This window comes from Metabacillus sp. 113a, from assembly GCF_050107635.1.
Classification (GTDB): Bacteria; Bacillota; Bacilli; order Bacillales; family Bacillaceae; genus Metabacillus_B.
Map to the genome: position 1 here is coordinate 143,724 of NZ_JBNILJ010000004.1, position 18,519 is coordinate 162,242.

Genomic DNA, 18,519 nt, shown 5'->3' on the forward strand with positions numbered 1-18,519 from the left:
AGGTCTTATTTCTGTTCGTTGTTATCGAGGATGTTGCGGTTCATAATTTTGTCAATCAAGCCGTATTCAAGGGCTCTTTCAGCTGTCATGAAGTTGTCGCGGTCTGTATCACGGCTGATGACTTCAAGCGGCTGTCCCGTACGGTCTGAAAGAATTTGGTTTAACTTTTCACGAAGGAAAAGAATGCGTTTAGCGGCAATCTCAATTTCAGTTGCCTGTCCCTGTGCTCCTCCAAGCGGCTGATGGATCATAACCTCACTGTTTGGAAGGGCATAACGCTTGCCCTTAGTACCCGCTGCAAGAAGGAATGCTCCCATTGATGCAGCCATACCGATACAAATAGTGTTCACCTCGGGCTTAATAAATTGCATCGTATCATATATGGCCATACCCGCTGTAATGGATCCGCCTGGGCTATTGATGTAAATGGAAATGTCCTTCTCCGGATCTTCTGCTTCCAGGAACAAGAGCTGGGCAACTACAGCGTTTGCCACGTTGTCATCAATTCCGCTTCCAAGCATGATGATTCTGTCTTTCAGCAGGCGGGAATAAATATCGTATGCACGTTCTCCGCGGTTCGTTTGCTCAATTACTGTAGGAATTAAATTCACAGTATAGCCTCCCTTATAATATGTAATTTTTTTATGTACTCTCATCATACATTTAAGGTCAATAAAGGTCAAACAAAAACAACCGGATATCATCCGCTTTTATTACTCTATGCTGACTGTATTCATGATACCCGTTCGCACGGTATTTAAACAGCGGAACAGGCAAAAACAAAAGTTCTGCCCTTAAAAAGAGATTCTCTGTCATAAACAGAAAAAATGGAGCGTATCTGGTAAGATAAAGACCATACCATCGTTTGGCGGGAAAAGAAAGGGCGGGGACCTATGATCAAATTTAAAAAAGAGGAAAAAGCAGATATGGCAACTAAACTGCAGGATTATCTGTATAAAGAGTGGGATGAAGAAATCGGGGATCTGGCTGCAGAAATCTTTCTAGATTATATATCGAGCGAGCTTGGGCCGTATTTTTATAATAAAGGGGTAGAGGATGCTCGTTCCCTGCTCAATGAAAAGCTTCTTGATTTGGAAGAAGAGTACTATTCTCTGGAGAAGCCGCTGCGTAAACGAAAGCTGGATTCATAAAAAGCTTGATTTATTCATTTTAGTGTCATATAATATTCCTTGCTGACACTAAAGGCGCTCGTAGCTCAGTCGGATAGAGCGGTGGTTTCCGGTACCACGTCTGCCGGGGGTTCGAATCCCTCCGAGCGCGCCAATTACATAAACTAAAGGGTAACCTTTCCAAATCTTTCTGCAGTGAGTCAAACACCTCATTTCAGGAGGATTTTTATTTTTATTTATTGGCAACAAGCCTGTGTAAATGAAAAGGCTCTGCCGATTGGCAGAGCCTTATGAATATTATAAGCTTTTCCTTCAAAGCTTTTCCTTCAAAGCTCCATTCCCGATATGTACACTCCAGTGCACATAGGCACTGGCTGGAATGAATGGAGTGTGCAGCAGCATTGACTGCTGATTACAGGATTGTACCAGATCTTGATTGAAAAAGGAAGAGGCAAAAATTGCTACTTTCTCTGCTCGGATTTCACGTTATTATATGCTTCATCCAAATGCTGAATTCGTTTGAGCACTTCCGCATTTTTAGTCAGCTGATCCTGGACAAGGGTGGAGACAACGGAACGGTAATAGCTGTTCATGGCATCTGTCTTCCCCATTTTGCCCTGATTCAGATCTGCGTGCTGTCTGAAATTTTGTTCAAAATAGGGGATGGAAAATAAATCACTCATAAAGGGTCCTCCTTTCACCTGCTTGGGATGGGTTCATACAGCGGATATTCTTACCGGATGCATGCTTTTATTTTCTCTCCTAAAACGAGCCGTCTTCATGTAAAATGTGGAGAGGGGGTGCAATTATGAAAATCGGAGCAGGTCTATCACAGGAGCAATCACTGAAGCTGCATTTATCACAGGAGCTGAAACAAGCCATCACCCTTCTTCAATACAGTTCCGCTGAGCTCATGCAATATATTCAGGAGCTGGCTCTTGATAATCCGTTAATTGAAATAAAAGAGAACTCAGAGTTGAGTGTATTTTATCATAAAAAAAATCCTCAGGGAAAAAGCGGGGCTGCCAACTTGATTGAGCTGGTCCATGACCGTTCCGCCAGTCTGGCAGATCACCTTCACAGTCAGCTGAGAATGACCAAAGCGTCCGGAAGTGTTTTGGCAGGTGCGCGCCTTTTAATTGAACAGCTTGATGAAAACGGTTACTTAACGAAGGATGCCGTGGTGCTGCTGGGCGGAGCAGGTCTTTCCGTCTCTGAAGCTCAGTGCAGTCTGCTGGCCCTGCAGAGCTTAGAGCCTGCAGGTGTCGGGGCAAGGACCCTGCAGGAATGTCTGCTTCTGCAGATAGAGCGGATAAAAGAGAGACCGGAGCTTGCAATCAACGTAATCCGGGACCATTTTATGCTGTTTGCAGAACGTTCCTGGAAGACCGCTGCTAAATTGGCAAATTGCAGATTGGAAGATATTCAGGAGGTATATGACTTTATTCAGACGCTTAATCCGAAGCCGGGCAGTGTATATGGGGGGAACCAAACGTCTTATGTAATCCCTGATCTTGTGGTGAAATGTTCCGAGGGCAGCTGGGAGGCCGGCTGTAATGATGAAGCCCTTCCGGAAATCGGCATCAGTCCCGTATACAAGAAATTAAAGGGATCTTCAGAAGAAAGAGAGCTGAAAAAATACCTCGCCGAAAAACAGCAGCAGTGCATATGGCTGGTGAAAACGATAGATCAGAGAAAAGAAACGATGGTTAAAGTCATGAAAGAAATTCTTGCTGTCCAGCATCGTTTTTTTCGAACCGGAAAGCAGGAAACGCTTAAACCGCTTACGCTGAGCGATCTATCAGAAGCTTGCGGCATTCATGAATCGACAGTCAGCAGAACGCTGAGGGGAAAATATGTTCAGACACCGTTTGGAACGCTTGAAATGAAGTCGTTCCTGACGAACAAAATCAGCTCTGAAAATGAGGCCGGTCAGTCTGCAGCCGGAGCAAAAGAAATGCTGGCCCGCCTAGTCAGGGATGAAGATAAAACTTCACCGCTTTCGGACCAGATGATTGCAGCAGTCCTGCTCGAAAGGCATGATCTTAAACTATCAAGAAGAACGGTGGCAAAATACAGGGATCAGCTTAAAATCCCATCTTCATCAAGACGCAGACGCTATACGGAGGCAGGCAATGATTGATTTAATTCTTTATTCCAAAAAGGGCTGCCATTTATGTGAGGAAGCGGCAGCCCTGTTAAATGAAATGAAAAACGAGTGGGACCTCTCTTTTACCGTTATCGATATAGGCAGTGATGATGGATTAACCGAAAAGTACGGATTGATGATTCCGGTAATCGAATACAGTGGAATCGAGCTGGCGTATGGCAGGATTAAAAAAGATTTTTTAAGTAAGCGGATACATGAACACGTTAGCATTGAATAAACTTTATCCCCCTGTTAAAATAAAAATTGCAGCAGGGATATTTTTTTTGAGTAAGCGGGACATAATATGTCTCATAGGGACGCAAAAAGTCCCGATGACACGTTTGAAAGGATCGCAAAAATGAGAGAAATGATAGAGGTACAGAAGAAACTAGTTCCTGACCTGCTTAGCGCGATGCAAAAAAGGTATCAGATTTTGCAGTACATACGACTTATGCAGCCCATTGGACGCAGAAGCCTATCCATAAGCCTTGGCATCACTGAGCGCGTATTGCGGGCAGAGGTTCAGTTTCTAAAAGACCAAAATCTGATTGCGGTCGAAACTTCAGGCATGACGCTGACAGAAGACGGAAAAGTGCTTTTAAAAGCTCTGGAAGAGATGATGAAAGATGTTTTAGGCCTCACTCTAATGGAAAATAAACTTAGAGAGAAGCTTAATCTCAAGAAAGTCATTATCGTATCCGGGGACAGTGACCATTCGTCTTGGGTAAAGAAAGAAATGGGGCGCGCATGTGTCACCTGCATAAAAGAACGTCTTTCCGGAGATCATATCGTCGCTGTTACGGGTGGAACAACCCTTGCTGCAGTAGCAGAGATGATGACCCCTGATTCAAACCGCGATTTGCTTTTCGTTCCTGCAAGAGGGGGACTGGGTGAAAATGTGGAAAATCAGGCCAATACGATTTGCGCGAAAATGGCGGAGCGCGCAATGGGAAATTACCGGCTTCTTCATGTTCCCGACCAGTTAAGCGCTGAAGCTTGGCAATCTTTAATAGAAGAACCTTCAATTAAAGAACTTCTGAAAATCATCAAGTCTTCCAGTATGGTCGTACACGGAATAGGAGATGCTATGACAATGGCAGAAAGGCGGAAAACTGCTGCTTTTGACATGGGGAAAATTGAACATGGAAGGGCAGTCGCGGAAGCATTCGGCTATTATTTTGATGAAACGGGGAAAGTGGTTCACAAGGTTCATACAGTAGGGATTCAGCTGGATGACCTCGTCCATCTTAAGCACGTCATAGCAGTCGCAGGCGGATCTTCAAAAGCTAAAGCCATCCACGCCTATATGAAACAGTCGCTTGATTCCATCCTTGTAACGGATGAAGGCGCAGCAAAAGAGTTATTAAGGGATTAATCATCCCTAAATATAAAAATATTTCTCACTTTAAAAGGAGGAAACATTCATGGCAACTAAAATTGGTATTAACGGTTTCGGACGTATCGGACGTAACGTTTTCCGCGCAGCTTTGAAAAATTCAAACGTAGAGGTAGTAGCAGTAAACGATCTAACTGACGCAAACATGCTTGCTCACCTACTAAAATATGACTCTGTACACGGCAAGCTTGACGCAGAAGTATCTGTAGACGGCAACAACCTGATCGTGGACGGAAAAACTATCCAGGTAACGGCAGAGCGCGACCCTGCTAAACTTGCTTGGGGCGACCGCGGAGTAGAAGTAGTTGTTGAATCAACTGGTTTCTTCACAAAGCGTGCTGACGCTGCGAAACATATCGAAGCCGGCGCTAAAAAAGTAATCATCTCTGCACCTGCAACAGACGAAGATATTACAATCGTTATGGGTGTTAATCATGACAAATATGACGCTGCAAGCCACGATGTCATCTCTAATGCATCTTGCACAACGAACTGCCTTGCACCATTCGCGAAAGTATTGAACGACAAGTTCGGCATCAAACGCGGTATGATGACAACGGTTCACTCTTACACTAATGATCAGCAGATCCTTGATCTTCCGCACAAAGACTACCGTCGCGCGCGTGCAGCTGCTGAAAACATCATCCCGACTACAACGGGTGCTGCTAAAGCTGTTTCCCTTGTACTTCCTGAGCTTAAAGGCAAACTAAACGGAGGAGCAATGCGTGTTCCAACTCCTAACGTTTCCCTGGTTGACCTTGTTGCCGAGCTTGAAAAAGAAGTAACAGCTGACGAAGTAAACACAGCGCTTAAAGAAGCAGCTGAAGGCGATCTTAAAGGAATTCTTGGCTACAGCGAAGAGCCATTGGTATCCGGAGATTACAACGGAAACATCAACTCTTCTACTGTAGACGCTCTTTCCACTATGGTTATGGAAGGCAGCATGGTTAAAGTAATCTCTTGGTACGATAACGAGAGCGGCTACTCAAACCGTGTAGTTGACCTTGTTGACTACATCGCTTCTAAAGGACTTTAATAAACGCGATTCGGTTACGTTTGGACGAACCGAAGAAGAAACGATATAATGAAACCGAAAAGGGGAAGGGGATTTACAGCAATTCCCCCTCCCTTTTTCTATGGTTTTTATCCGTAAGAAGGAGGCCTTTGAAATGAACAAAAAATCTTTAAAAGACATCGAGATTCAAGGTAAGGTTGTATTCTGCCGCGTTGACTTCAATGTTCCGATGGAAGAAGGCAAAGTGACAGATGATACGCGCATCCGTGCGGCATTGCCGACAATTCAGTACATGGTTGAGCAGGGAGCAAAAGTTTTGCTTGCAAGCCACCTTGGACGTCCTAAAGGCCAGGTTGTGGAAGAACTTCGTCTAAATGCGGTTGCAGAGCGTCTTCAGGAGCTTCTTGGCAAAAACGTAGTAAAAACAGATGAAGCTCATGGCGACAGCGTGAAAGAAGAAATTGCAAAGCTTGATAACGGCGATGTGCTTCTTCTAGAAAACGTGCGTTTTTACCCTGGCGAAGAGAAAAATGATTCTGAGCTGGCAAAAGCGTTCGCAGACCTTGCAGATGTGTATGTAAATGATGCATTTGGTGCAGCACACCGCGCACATGCTTCAACAGCAGGAATTGCAGAGCACCTTCCGGCAGTATCCGGTTTCCTTATGGAAAAAGAACTGGATGTTCTCGGAAAAGCACTTTCTAACCCGGAGCGCCCTTTCACGGCAATCATCGGCGGTGCGAAAGTAAAAGACAAAATCGGTGTCATTGATCACCTCCTTGACAAGGTGGACAACCTGATCATCGGCGGCGGCTTGGCTTACACTTTCATCAAAGCTCTTGGACACGGTGTAGGAAAATCCCTTCTTGAAGAAGACAAAGTGGATTTGGCTAAATCCTTCATGGAAAAAGCAAAAGCAAACGGCGTAAACTTCTACATGCCAGTTGACATCGTTGTTGGAGATGATTTCTCTAAAGATGCCAACACTCAAGTTGTGTCAATTGATAACATTCCGGAGGATTGGGAAGGCCTTGATTGCGGACCTAAATCCCGTGAGATCTACGCAGACGTTATCAAGAAATCAAAGCTTGTGATCTGGAATGGACCGCTTGGAGTATTTGAACTTGAACCATTCTCCCACGGTACGAAAGCAGTGGCCGATGCTCTTGCAGAAGCAAACGATACATATTCGGTCATTGGAGGAGGAGACTCTGCTGCGGCAGTTGAGAAGTTCGGTCTTGCTGACAAAATGAACCATATCTCAACTGGCGGCGGTGCTTCCCTTGAATTCATGGAAGGCAAAGAACTTCCTGGAGTAGTGGCACTTAACGATAAATAAGAAATGCTGAAGCGCCTTGAAACAAATTTTGCCTGAAGAGGATCGTGACCTTGAACGGCGAAGCGCTGCAAGCATGACCTGGATCATTCCGGTCACAAATGAGTCTTCTTCATCAGCAGCTCATTTTTAGCAAAAAGGCTGTGTGCGCAGCCCAATGACCTTTTAACATGAAAGGACGGCTTAGCTATGAGAAAACCGATCATTGCAGGTAACTGGAAAATGAACAAAACAATGGCAGAAGCGAAAAGCTTTGCTGAAGAAGTAAAAAGCCTTGTTCCTTCATCTGAACAAGTAGATGCGGTAGTCTGTTCACCGGCTCTATTCCTTGACCGTCTTGTAGAAATTGCAAAGGGAACAGATCTGAAAATCGGTGCGCAAAACATGCACTTCGAAGAAAATGGTGCTTTTACCGGAGAAGTAAGCCCAGTTGCGCTTAAAGATCTTGGTGTAGAGTATGTCATCCTTGGCCACTCTGAGCGCCGCGAAATGTTCGCAGAAACAGATGAAACAGTAAACAAGAAAACTCTTGCTGCATTCAGCCACGGCCTGACACCAATCGTTTGCTGCGGAGAAACGCTTGAAGAGCGTGAATCCGGAAAAACAAACGAGCTTGTTGGAAACCAGGTTAAAGCGGCACTTTCCGGTCTTTCAGAAGATCAGGTTAAACAAACGGTTATCGCCTATGAGCCAATCTGGGCAATCGGAACAGGCAAATCTTCTTCTGCAGAGGATGCAAACGAAGTATGTGCTTATATCCGCAAAGCGGTAGCAGAACAATTTTCACAGGAGGCAGCAGATGCAGTCCGCATTCAATACGGCGGAAGCGTAAAGCCTGCCAACATTAAGGAATACATGGCCCAATCCGATATCGACGGCGCACTTGTCGGCGGAGCAAGCCTTGAAGCTCAATCTTTTGTTCAATTGCTTGAGGGTGGAAAGAATGAGTAAGAAACCCGTAGCACTGATTATCCTGGACGGCTTCGGCCTTCGCGGTGAAACAGAAGGAAATGCTGTAGCACAGGCGAAAAAGCCGAATTTTGACCGATACTGGGAGCAATACCCGCATTCAACTCTTACTGCCAGCGGTGAAGCAGTTGGCCTTCCTGACGGCCAGATGGGGAACTCTGAAGTAGGACACTTGAATATCGGTGCAGGAAGAATTGTGTACCAAAGCTTAACGCGTGTAAATGTGGCAATCCGTGAAGGCGAGTTTGAAAAAAACCAAACCTTCCTGGATGCGATGGAAAGTGCGAAAAAAAACGGCACAGCCCTTCATCTTGCAGGCCTGCTTTCAGACGGCGGAGTTCACAGCCACATTGAACACCTCTTTGCCCTGCTGAAGCTTGCAAAATCTGAAGGTGTTGAAAAAGTATACGTTCACGGCTTCCTTGACGGACGAGACGTCGGCCCTCAAACAGCTGAAAAGTATATCAAAGCCCTGCAGGAAAAACTTGAAGAGTATGGCGGCGAGCTTGCAACTATTTCTGGACGCTATTATTCCATGGACCGCGACAAACGCTGGGACCGTGTGGAAAAAGCGTACCGTGCAATGGTTTACGGCGAGGGCCCGGACTACCGTGACCCAATGGAGCTTGTAAAAGACTCTTACGAAAACGGAATCCATGATGAATTCGTGATTCCTTCTGTCATGACGAAGGAAGATGGTACACCGGTAGGAACGATTCAGGACAATGACAGTGTCATTTTCTACAACTTCCGTCCCGACCGTGCGATTCAAATTTCCAATACCTTTACGAATGCTGATTTCAGAGAATTTGACCGCGGCGAAAAAGCACCTGCGAATCTTCACTTTGTCAGCCTGACTCGCTTCAGTGAGACCGTTAAAGGATTTGTCGCATTCAAGCCTGTAAACCTGGATAATACAATTGGGGAAGTACTGGCACAAAACAACTTAAGACAGCTTCGGATCGCTGAAACCGAGAAATATCCGCACGTTACGTTCTTCATGAGCGGAGGACGTGAAGAGGAGTTCGAAGGGGAGACGCGAATTCTGATCGACTCGCCAAAGGTTGCCACATATGATCTGCAGCCTGAGATGAGTGCGTACGAAGTAGCAGATGCTTTGCTTGAAGAAATTTACGGCGATAAGCAGGATGCCATCATTCTGAACTTTGCCAATCCTGATATGGTCGGCCATTCAGGGAAAGTGGAACCAACGATTAAAGCGATTGAAGCCGTTGATGAATGCTTAGGCAAAGTAGTGGATGCCATCCTTGAAAAAGGCGGCACTGCGATTATCACAGCAGACCACGGGAATGCAGATGTCCTGATTTCAGAAAACGGCGAGCCTCATACAGCTCATACAACGAATCCTGTTCCGGTTATCGTAACAAAACAGGGATTGGAGCTGCGTGAAGACGGAATCCTGGGAGACCTTTCTCCTACAATGCTTGACCTGCTTGAAGTGGATCAGCCGGGCGAAATGACAGGTAAATCCTTAATCAAATAAAGGCTATGTTAAAACAAGCTGCTGCCACAGATTGATTGGGCTGAAGGCGAACGCCTGCCAGCTGCAATCTGAAGCCAATTAAAATAAAAATTTTTTAACTCAAAGGAGAGAAATTAAATGCCAGCTATTGTTGATGTATATGCACGTGAAGTCCTTGACTCCCGCGGAAACCCGACTGTTGAAGTAGAAGTATACACAGAATCAGGCGCATTCGGACGCGCACTAGTTCCAAGCGGCGCTTCTACTGGAGAGCACGAAGCAGTAGAATTGCGCGATGGTGACAAAGACCGTTACCTTGGAAAAGGCGTTCTTCAAGCAGTAGAGAACGTAAACAACGTGATCGCTGAAGAAATCATCGGTCTTGACGTAACAGATCAAGTTGGAATCGACACAATCATGATCGAGCTTGATGGAACTGAAAACAAAGGCAAATTGGGCGCTAACGCAATCCTTGGTGTTTCCATGGCTGTTGCTCATGCTGCTGCTGACTTCGTTGGCCTTCCGCTTTACCGTTACCTTGGCGGATTCAACGCGAAACAGCTTCCAACTCCAATGATGAACATCATCAACGGCGGATCTCATGCTGATAACAACGTAGACTTCCAGGAGTTCATGATCCTTCCTGTTGGAGCACCTACTTTTAAAGAAGCAATCCGTATGGGAGCGGAAGTATTCCACGCTCTTAAATCCGTTCTTAAAGGCAAAAGCCTTAATACAGCTGTTGGTGACGAAGGCGGATTCGCTCCAAACCTTGGTTCCAACCGTGAAGCTCTTGAAGTAATCGTTGAAGCCATCACGCAAGCTGGCTACGAAGCTGGCAAAGACATCATGCTTGGCATGGATGTTGCTTCTTCTGAATTCTACAACAAAGAAACCGGCAAATACGATCTTGCAGGCGAAGGCCGCAACGGATTGTCTTCTGCTGAAATGGTAGACTTCTACGAGCAGCTTGTGAACGAATTCCCGATCATTTCCATTGAAGATGGACTTGACGAAAACGACTGGGATGGCCACAAGCTTCTTACAGACCGCATCGGCGGCAAAGTACAATTGGTTGGAGATGACCTATTCGTAACGAATACGAAAAAGCTTGCTCAAGGAATCGAGCAAGGTGTAGGAAACTCTATCCTGATCAAAGTGAACCAAATCGGTTCCCTTACTGAAACATTTGAAGCAATCGAAATGGCAAAACGCGCTGGCTACACAGCTGTTGTATCCCACCGTTCAGGTGAAACAGAAGATGCTACCATCGCTGACATCGCTGTTGCAACAAACGCTGGCCAAATCAAAACAGGTTCTATGAGCCGTACAGACCGTATCGCAAAATATAACCAGCTTCTTCGCATCGAAGACGAGCTTGGCGGTCTTGCGATCTATGATGGCATGCAGTCTTTCTACAACCTTAAAAAATAAGGCGTAGATGAAATAAGGAGCTGACGTAAAAGGATGGAACCATCCTTTTACTGTCAGCTCCTTTTTTTGCAGTTATTACATTTCTGCTTATCTTTAATTACGATCTCCAGAAGAACTTTGTTCACGATCTATGGCCTGAAGGTTTGGGCTACAGTTCCTTTGCCGGCCGATACCGCTGCCTCTGCATAGGCTCCATTTATAAACGTGATTTGAGGCGGTACATGACCGCAATCGATGTCGTAGATGACAGGGATATTCAGCTCCTCTGCAAGCTCCCGGTAGACATCCTCTGCCGTATATCCGTTCACCGGCTCATTCGCCGCACTCCTGCCAAACAGCAGACCGGAGCTGTTTTCAAACCATCCAGCAAGCCTCATTTGAACAAGCGACCTTCTTAAATCCGTTGTGCTCAATTCGCAGTTCTCCAAATACCAAAGGACAGGCTCATTTTTCGTTTTCTCCTGAAAACCCGCTGTGTCTCCAAAAGGCGTGCCAATCAGATGCCGGATTACATCAATACAGCCTCCGAGAAGCCTTCCATGGAATTTTTCACTGTGTCCAGAGACTGTTTTCCAATAGGTTGGTTCAGTTAAGTGGAAAACGGAGGGAGAAGGGTTATCAAAATCCCACTTGTCTTGATAAAGCCGGGAAGATTCCTGCAAAACCGTTTGCCCTGTTTTTGTGGATAAAACATCTTGCCACTTTGCTGTAGTTTTGTCTGAATACTCGCCTCTGAGGTCAATCAAATTTGTCCCGTGTGCAGTAGCAATTCCGGTTTTTAACGTGATGGCCAGCAGCAGAACACTCAAATCAGAGTAGCCCAATACCCACTTCGGTTTTATATGCTGAAAATCTACAAACTCGAGCATTTCAATCAGCAGCTCCCCGCCCCATGGGGGAATGACGATGCCAATGCTGTCACTGGCCATCATTGCATTAAACTCAGCTGCCCTTACAACAGCAGGGGCGGACTTCGCTTTATTCTGCCGCCAGATCGTATCCCCGCATACTGTACCGAATCCTTTTTCCTCCATTCGGCTGCAGGATTGCCGGATCAGCTCATGCAGCTCCTTTTCTACTCCGGAAGAAGGAGCCGTAACCCCTATTACCGCTCCTTTATCCAAATAAGGATAGGTGATCATCCTACCAGCCTCCTTTGTTTCTGTCATTTTACAGGAAATGGTCGGTTGGTGCGATAACTGATTTTGTCGAATGTAGGAGATCGGTGTCGGTTGGCCCGTATCCGTACAGAGTTGGCCCGTAAACGGGGAAAGTTGGCCCGTAAATGGGGAAAGCTGGCCCGTATCAGGACAGAGTTGGCCCGCAAATGGGGAAAGCTGGCCCGTATTCGGGCAGACTTGGCCCGCAAATGGGGAAAGTTGGCCCGTATCCGTACAGAGTTGGTCCGTAAATGGGGAAAGTTGGCCCGTATCCGGACAGAGTTGGCCCGTAAATGGGGAGAGTTGGCCCGTATCCGGAAAGACTTGGCCCGTAAACGGGGAAAGCTGGCCCGTAAATGGGGAAAGTTGGCCCGTATCAGGAAAGACTTGGCCCGCAAATGGGGAAAGTTGGCCCGTATCCGTACAGAGTTGGTCCGTAAATGGGGAAAGTTGGCCCGTATCCGGACAGAGTTGGCCCGTAAATGGGGAAAGCTGGCCCGTATCCGGACAGAGTTGGCTCGCAAATGGGGAAAGCTGGCCCGTATCCGGGCAGAGTTGGCCCGTAAATGGGGAAAGCTGGCCCGTATCCGTACAGAGTTGGCCCGCAAATGGGGAGAGTTGGCCCGTATCCGGACAGAGTTGGCCCGCAAATGGGGAAAGCTGGCCCGTATCCGTACAGAGTTGGCCCGTATCCTGTCAAGCTGACCCACATCGAGGAATAACCGGCCCGGATCATAAAAAACTCTTTGTTTAGCAGAAGGTGTTCTCCCGCTTCAGCTTTAAAAATTATTGACAGCATCCGAGCCCTATTGTACTAAGGCTTTCCTTATGGTACATTTAAACCAATGCAAACGTGTTCCAGGAGGTGTAGTCTATGCATACCTTGCTAATTGTTTTGTTGGTTATAACTTGTCTTGCACTTATTACAGTAGTTCTATTGCAATCCAGTAAAAGCACAGGGTTATCCGGCGCGATCTCAGGCGGAGCAGAGCAGCTTTTCGGAAAGCAAAAAGCCCGCGGCCTTGATTTGATTCTGCACCGTGTAACAATTGTTCTCTCCGTGCTTTTCTTCGTATTAACAATTGCAATATCTTACTTTAACTTATAAGATGCAGAAGGAGGTCTGAATACAGACCTCTTTTTTATTTCCCGGCACATATACAGCAGCTGGAATGCTTGTCGAAATCTCCCGAATAGCCGATATAATGGTAATTCGGCCGATAAAATCAAAACCCGGTCGATATCCGCCGTAATTCGGCCGATAAAATCAAAACTCGGTCGATATCCGCCGTATATCGGCCGATATAAGTTTAATCTTCGGCGATTTTAGAAGTTTTCACCAGTTGAAGCCGTGTAAAAACGTCGATGAACGGCTTTAATGGGTGTTTTGCATTTTTTCAAGCTCTGTTCCCTATAAAAATGCCTCCTTACACCCGGATTTGCCGCAGGCTTTGCAGAACATCCTCTCCCACAGCGCCCTGCGCTTTTCTTTTCCCCGAACGTTTGTTTAAATAGAAAAGAGGGAGAATACACATAAGATCCAGCAACTATTCAACTGGCGAAAAAGGAGATTCAGCTATGAGAAAAGTGATGCCTAAGCCTTTTTTCTTTGAAGGCGGAGAGAAAGCGGTCCTGCTGCTGCACGGATTTACAGGAAATACAGCGGATGTCCGAATGCTTGGACGATATTTGAATGAACGGGGCTATACATGTCATGCCCCTCAATATAAAGGACATGGTGTTCCGCCTGAGGAGCTGGTTCATACAGGGCCTGAGGACTGGTGGAAGGATGTTATGGAAGGGTATGAATTCCTGAAGGAGAAGGGCTACGAGCAGATCGCTGTCGGCGGTTTGTCCCTGGGCGGGGTATTTTCCTTGAAACTGGGTTACACTGTACCAGTAAAGGGTATCGTGACCATGTGCGCCCCCATGTACATAAAGAGTGAAGAAGTCATGTATCAGGGTATTTTGGAGTACGCACGCAATTACAAAAAGTTTGAAGAGAAAAACCCTGAGCAAATTGAGCAGGAGATGAAGGAGTTTGAAAAAACTCCGATGAACACGTTGAAAGCCTTGCAGGAACTGATTGCCGATGTCCGCAAGAACGTGGATATGATTTATTCTCCAGCATTTGTCGTCCAGGCACGCCATGACCACATGATTAATACCGACAGTGCAGATATTATTCATGATGAAGTGGAATCGGATATGAAGCAGCTGAAGTGGTATGAAAACTCCGGCCACGTGATAACCCTTGATAAAGAAAAAGACCAGGTCCATCAGGATGTCTATGAATTCCTGGAGAAACTGGACTGGCAGATATAAGTTAAAGGAGGGATTTAGTTGAACCAGGATATACAAAAGCATGTAGACCATCTTCTCACATTTATGCGTGATGAAGCGTATAAGCCCCTCACCATCCAGGAACTTGAAGACGCATTCGGAGTAGCCGAAGCGGACGTGTTCAGGGATTTTGTGAAAGCACTTGTCCATATGGAGGAGCAGGGTCTTGTTGTTCGCACAAGAAGCAACAGGTACGGTCTTCCTGAAAAAATGAACTTAGTGAAGGGGAAGCTATCCGGCCATGCAAAGGGATTTGCCTTTGTCATTACAGAGGACCCGGCAGATGACGATATTTTTATTCCTCCAAATGAGCTCGGCAATGCGATGCACGGCGATACGGTCCTTGTCCGTGTAAGTTCCAGTTCATCAGGCGCCCGCAAAGAAGGAACCATTATCCGTATTCTGGACCGCGGTATGAAAGAGGTTGTCGGGACCTATACGGAAAGCAAGAATTTCGGTTTCGTCATTGCAGATGACAAAAAAATAGCGAACGATATTTTTATTCCGAGAGATGCTTCAAACGGAGCGGTAGAAGGACACAAAGTTGTAGTGAAGATCACAACCTACCCTGAAGGAAGAATGAGTGCTGAAGGGGAAGTCATTCAGATTCTCGGCCATAAAAATGATCCGGGAGTCGACATTCTGTCGGTCATACATAAGCATGGCCTTCCAGGCGGATTTTCCCCGGATGTGCTGAAGCAGGCGAATGATGTTCCTGATCAGATTAATGAAGAAGATTATAAAGACCGACGTGACCTTCGAAACGAAACCATTGTCACGATCGATGGGGCGGACGCGAAGGACCTTGATGACGCTGTGACGGTAACAAAGCTTGAAAACGGCCACTACAAGCTTGGCGTCCATATCGCGGACGTCAGTCATTACGTAACCGAGGATTCGCCAATTGATGTCGAAGCATTTGACCGTGGGACTAGCGTTTACTTGGTGGACCGGGTTATCCCAATGATTCCGCACCGTTTATCGAACGGATTATGCTCCTTGAATCCTAAGGTAGACCGGCTAACCCTTTCCTGTGAGATGGAAGTCGATGAAACCGGTGACGTTGTAAGCCATGACATTTTTCAGAGCGTAATTAAAACGACAGAAAGAATGACCTACACGGATGTGAACAGCATTCTGGCTCAGGATGAGAAGGTTCGGTCCAAGTATGACACGCTCGTTCCGATGTTTGAAAGAATGGCGGAGCTTGCGCAAATTTTGCGGACCAAACGGATGAACCGCGGTGCCATCGATTTTGATTTTAAAGAAGCGAAGGTTTTAGTCGACAGCGACGGAAAACCATACGATGTCGAGCTGCGCGAACGCGGTGTTGCGGAACGTTTGATTGAGGAATTTATGCTCCTTGCCAACGAAACCGTGGCTGAGCATTTTCACTGGATGAAGGTCCCGTTCATCTACCGTATCCATGAGGATCCGAATGAAGGAAAGCTTCAGCGGTTCCTTGAGTTCATCACGAACTTTGGCTACAGCGTAAAAGGAGCAGGAAATGAGATTCATCCGCGTGCCTTGCAGCAAATTCTTGAAGAAGTTCACGGACAGCCGGAGGAGATGGTCGTCTCCACAGTCATGCTCCGTTCGATGAAGCAGGCGAAGTACGATCCGGAAAGTCTTGGACACTTTGGCCTTGCTACAGAGTTCTATACGCACTTTACCTCGCCGATCCGCCGCTATCCCGATTTAATCGTTCACCGACTTATCCGAACGTACTTAATCCAAGGGAAAACCGACGAGTCTACAAAGCAGAAATGGTCTGAAAAGCTTCCAGCTATTGCAGAACAGACTTCCAACATGGAACGCCGCGCTGTAGAAGCGGAACGTGAAACAGATGATTTGAAAAAATCCGAATACATGCTGGATAAAATCGGGGAAGAGTACGATGGCATCATCAGCTCTGTTACTAATTTCGGGATGTTCATTGAGCTTCCGAATACGATTGAAGGACTCGTACATGTCAGCTACATGACCGATGATTATTACCGCTATGATGAGCGGAGCTATGCAATGATCGGTGAACGCACAGCAAACGTCTACCGAATCGGTGATGAGATTACCGTCCGTGTCGTCAATGTAAACAAGGATGAACGGGCCATTGATTTTGAAATCGTCGGTATGAAAGGAACAAGAAGACGTCCTGTTAAGGATGCGCCAAAATCCATCAGTGCCGGACAGGGCCGCAGAAAAACTACGAAAGAACGCGGCAGCTCAAAGGAACGAAGCGGTTCTCCGGAAGACGGCTGGTCAACACGGGGACCGAAGCCTAAGAAGAAAAAGAAAAAAACATTTGAAAATGCACCAAAGGCAAAACGGAAGAAGAAGCGGTAACGGATCAGGGCGGTGCCAGGCATCGCCCTTCCCGCTTGATCGGTGCCATGATAAAATAGAGAGAATATAGAGAGTTGAGAGGGGTTTCACATGCCAAAAGGTCAAGGGAAAGTGCTGGCTCAAAATAAAAAAGCCAACCACGATTATTCAATAGAAGAAACATATGAAGCTGGAATTGTTTTGCAGGGAACAGAAATTAAAGCAATCCGTGCGGGAAGAGTCAACTTGAAGGATTCCTTTGCCCGCATTCAGGCCGGGGAGCTGTTTGTCCATAATATGCACGTCAGTCCGTACGAGCAGGGAAACCGCTACAACCACGACCCGCTCAGAACACGCAAGCTTCTCCTCCACAAACGGGAGATCAGCAAGCTGATCGGATTGACCAAGGAAGAAGGCTACGCGCTCGTTCCTTTAAAAATCTATTTGAAAAATGGGTTCGCAAAGGTTTTAGTCGGCCTTGGAAAAGGGAAAAAGAAATATGATAAGCGCGAGGATCTTAAAAAGAAAGAAGCAAAGCGTGATATTGAGCGCGCCTTCCGCGACCGTCAAAAAGACTTTTAACGAGAGTGTGAGATCAAATGTCCTGGATTTACTTCGGAATTGCAGCAGCTTTCATTCTATCCGCCGTACTTGTCTTCCGCAGAAGCAGAAGATAAACATTATTTTACAATTGCAATATCGAGGATATTTGGTATAATAGAACACGTACCGATGATAACTGAATAAGCAACAGCTTATCTTATCACCCGCCCTGTGACGGCCAGACTTCAGCCAGGACCCGATCAGGCAATCCCGTATTCCTATTCGGATAAAAGCCTAACCGCTTTTACTCTTATAATGGGGACGTTACGGATTCGACAGGGATAGTTCGAGCTTGGGTTGCGAGCCGAGTCGGCGAGCTCGTTAATAACGCCAACGCCAATAATAACTGGCAAAACTAACAATAACCTCGCTGTAGCTGCGTAACAACAGTTTATAGCGGTTCCTCCCTCCATCGCCCATGTGGTAGGGTAAGGGACTCACTTTAAGTGGGCTACGCCGGATCTCGCCGTCTGAGGGAGAAGGAAGAGAACAACCAGACTAGCTGCCCGGACGCCTGCTGGAAGGCATATGGAGCAGTGAACTAACAATATGCCAGCTACGCTCGTAGACGCTTAAGTGCCGATATTTCTGGACGTGGGTTCGACTCCCACCGTCTCCACCAAATACATACTTTGGTGGCTTATCTTTTTTATAGAATATACCTGTTAAAAGGAAATTCCTTCACTAAGGCATTTCCTTTTTTATTTACAGAGAAAGGCATCCGCTGAACGGATGCCTTTTTTCAGATGCGGTCTTCGTCCGCCCTCCATGCTTGAACGCTTTGCTTAATTTCCTTCGGATTGAGCTTCTCAGCGGCCGCTTTCTCAGCGAGCCCAGGTAATTCCTCATCCGGCGCAAATCTCAAAGCAACGATCTGCTTCATTGTAAGGGCCGGGTTCAGCAGCTTTCCAGTGATCACGAAATGCCGGAGGTTCTCCTCTGCCCGGATTGCGCGGTCCTGGGCCTTGAGCGGATAGATTCGCACTAAAATAAAGATCAGCACCAAGCATATGGAGACGAGAAACATGAACAAGGCCGTAACCACGTCTCCTCCTCCGGCAGCATAAATAATCGCTGCAGCAAGAACAGCCAGAACCAAAATGGTTAATACATAATGATAAAGCGGATGCATCCTAGTATGATTGCTGTAATTTTGTTTTTCCATAGAAATCCCTCCCC

At 46.4% G+C, this 18,519-nt stretch carries 17 protein-coding genes, 1 tRNA gene and 1 other RNA gene; 15 read left to right on the forward strand and 4 right to left on the reverse strand.

The genetic code is table 11. The features are described from left to right. Positions 1-5 precede the first annotated feature (5 nt). Positions 6-611: an ATP-dependent Clp endopeptidase proteolytic subunit ClpP gene (gene clpP / locus ACQCVE_RS08975; RefSeq protein ID WP_426842793.1), complete on the reverse strand. Its 606-nt coding sequence runs from the start codon at positions 609-611 to the stop codon at positions 6-8. 282 nt (positions 612-893) lie between these two features. Between clpP and ACQCVE_RS08980 the strand changes: the two genes are divergently transcribed. Continuing rightward, complete coding sequence (locus ACQCVE_RS08980) at positions 894-1,151, forward strand: DUF2164 domain-containing protein (protein ID WP_426842792.1); 258 nt, start codon at positions 894-896, stop codon at positions 1,149-1,151. Positions 1,152-1,205: 54 nt separating this feature from the next. Next, positions 1,206-1,284, forward strand: a tRNA-Arg gene (locus tag ACQCVE_RS08985). A gap of 307 nt (positions 1,285-1,591) precedes the next feature. Here the strand turns inward: ACQCVE_RS08985 and yvfG are convergent. After that, positions 1,592-1,813, reverse strand: coding sequence for a protein YvfG (yvfG, locus tag ACQCVE_RS08990; protein WP_426842791.1), 222 nt, complete (start codon positions 1,811-1,813; stop codon positions 1,592-1,594). 125 nt (positions 1,814-1,938) lie between these two features. On the opposite strand from yvfG, the gene rpoN reads away from it, so the two are divergent. The 8 genes from rpoN (at position 1,939) to eno (ending at position 10,912) form a co-directional block, all read left to right on the forward strand. Beyond that, complete coding sequence (gene rpoN, locus ACQCVE_RS08995; RefSeq protein WP_426862519.1) at positions 1,939-3,273, forward strand: RNA polymerase factor sigma-54; 1,335 nt, start codon at positions 1,939-1,941, stop codon at positions 3,271-3,273. Then, a complete protein-coding gene (locus ACQCVE_RS09000; protein ID WP_426842789.1) occupies positions 3,266-3,517 on the forward strand; it encodes a glutaredoxin family protein in 252 nt (83 codons plus the stop codon). The genes rpoN and ACQCVE_RS09000 overlap by 8 nt, the downstream gene beginning before the upstream one ends. Before the next feature lie 120 nt (positions 3,518-3,637). Then, positions 3,638-4,654 carry a sugar-binding transcriptional regulator gene (locus tag ACQCVE_RS09005; RefSeq protein WP_426843345.1) on the forward strand — a complete coding sequence of 339 codons (1,017 nt, stop codon included), beginning with the start codon at positions 3,638-3,640 and terminating at the stop codon, positions 4,652-4,654. 49 nt (positions 4,655-4,703) lie between these two features. Continuing rightward, positions 4,704-5,711, forward strand: coding sequence for a type I glyceraldehyde-3-phosphate dehydrogenase (gene gap, locus ACQCVE_RS09010; protein WP_426862521.1), 1,008 nt, complete (start codon positions 4,704-4,706; stop codon positions 5,709-5,711). Positions 5,712-5,844: 133 nt separating this feature from the next. Next, positions 5,845-7,029 (forward strand): phosphoglycerate kinase, encoded by a 1,185-nt coding sequence (locus tag ACQCVE_RS09015; RefSeq protein ID WP_426842787.1) that lies wholly within the window; start codon positions 5,845-5,847, stop codon positions 7,027-7,029. A gap of 186 nt (positions 7,030-7,215) precedes the next feature. Next, positions 7,216-7,977 carry a triose-phosphate isomerase gene (tpiA, locus tag ACQCVE_RS09020; RefSeq protein ID WP_426862523.1) on the forward strand — a complete coding sequence of 254 codons (762 nt, stop codon included), beginning with the start codon at positions 7,216-7,218 and terminating at the stop codon, positions 7,975-7,977. Beyond that, positions 7,970-9,499 (forward strand): 2,3-bisphosphoglycerate-independent phosphoglycerate mutase, encoded by a 1,530-nt coding sequence (gpmI, locus tag ACQCVE_RS09025; RefSeq protein ID WP_426862525.1) that lies wholly within the window; start codon positions 7,970-7,972, stop codon positions 9,497-9,499. Before tpiA ends, gpmI begins: the two co-directional genes overlap by 8 nt. Positions 9,500-9,616: 117 nt before the next feature. Then, complete coding sequence (gene eno / locus ACQCVE_RS09030) at positions 9,617-10,912, forward strand: phosphopyruvate hydratase (RefSeq protein WP_426862527.1); 1,296 nt, start codon at positions 9,617-9,619, stop codon at positions 10,910-10,912. Between the two features lie 128 nt (positions 10,913-11,040). Here eno and ACQCVE_RS09035 read toward each other — a convergent pair whose 3' ends face one another. After that, on the reverse strand, positions 11,041-12,054 hold the full coding sequence (locus tag ACQCVE_RS09035) for a S66 family peptidase (RefSeq protein ID WP_426862529.1): 1,014 nt from the start codon (positions 12,052-12,054) through the stop codon (positions 11,041-11,043). An 892-nt stretch (positions 12,055-12,946) separates the two neighbouring features. Between ACQCVE_RS09035 and secG the strand changes: the two genes are divergently transcribed. The 5 genes from secG to ssrA all read left to right on the forward strand — a co-directional run bounded on the left by secG (position 12,947) and on the right by ssrA (position 17,962). After that, entirely contained in the window at positions 12,947-13,180 is a 234-nt protein-coding gene (secG, locus tag ACQCVE_RS09040; RefSeq protein WP_426842782.1) for a preprotein translocase subunit SecG, read from the forward strand. Between the two features lie 470 nt (positions 13,181-13,650). Then, complete coding sequence (locus tag ACQCVE_RS09045; RefSeq protein WP_426842781.1) at positions 13,651-14,397, forward strand: alpha/beta hydrolase; 747 nt, start codon at positions 13,651-13,653, stop codon at positions 14,395-14,397. A gap of 63 nt (positions 14,398-14,460) precedes the next feature. Continuing rightward, positions 14,461-16,758, forward strand: a complete 2,298-nt coding sequence (gene rnr / locus ACQCVE_RS09050) for a ribonuclease R (protein ID WP_426843344.1) — start codon at positions 14,461-14,463, stop codon at positions 16,756-16,758. Positions 16,759-16,848: 90 nt separating this feature from the next. Beyond that, positions 16,849-17,319, forward strand: a complete 471-nt coding sequence (gene smpB, locus ACQCVE_RS09055; protein WP_426842780.1) for an SsrA-binding protein SmpB — start codon at positions 16,849-16,851, stop codon at positions 17,317-17,319. 278 nt (positions 17,320-17,597) lie between these two features. After that, positions 17,598-17,962, forward strand: a transfer-messenger RNA (tmRNA) gene (gene ssrA / locus ACQCVE_RS09060). A 120-nt stretch (positions 17,963-18,082) separates the two neighbouring features. Here ssrA and ACQCVE_RS09065 read toward each other — a convergent pair. Further along, positions 18,083-18,505 carry a DUF6526 family protein gene (locus ACQCVE_RS09065; RefSeq protein ID WP_426862531.1) on the reverse strand — a complete coding sequence of 141 codons (423 nt, stop codon included), beginning with the start codon at positions 18,503-18,505 and terminating at the stop codon, positions 18,083-18,085. Positions 18,506-18,519 lie beyond the last annotated feature (14 nt).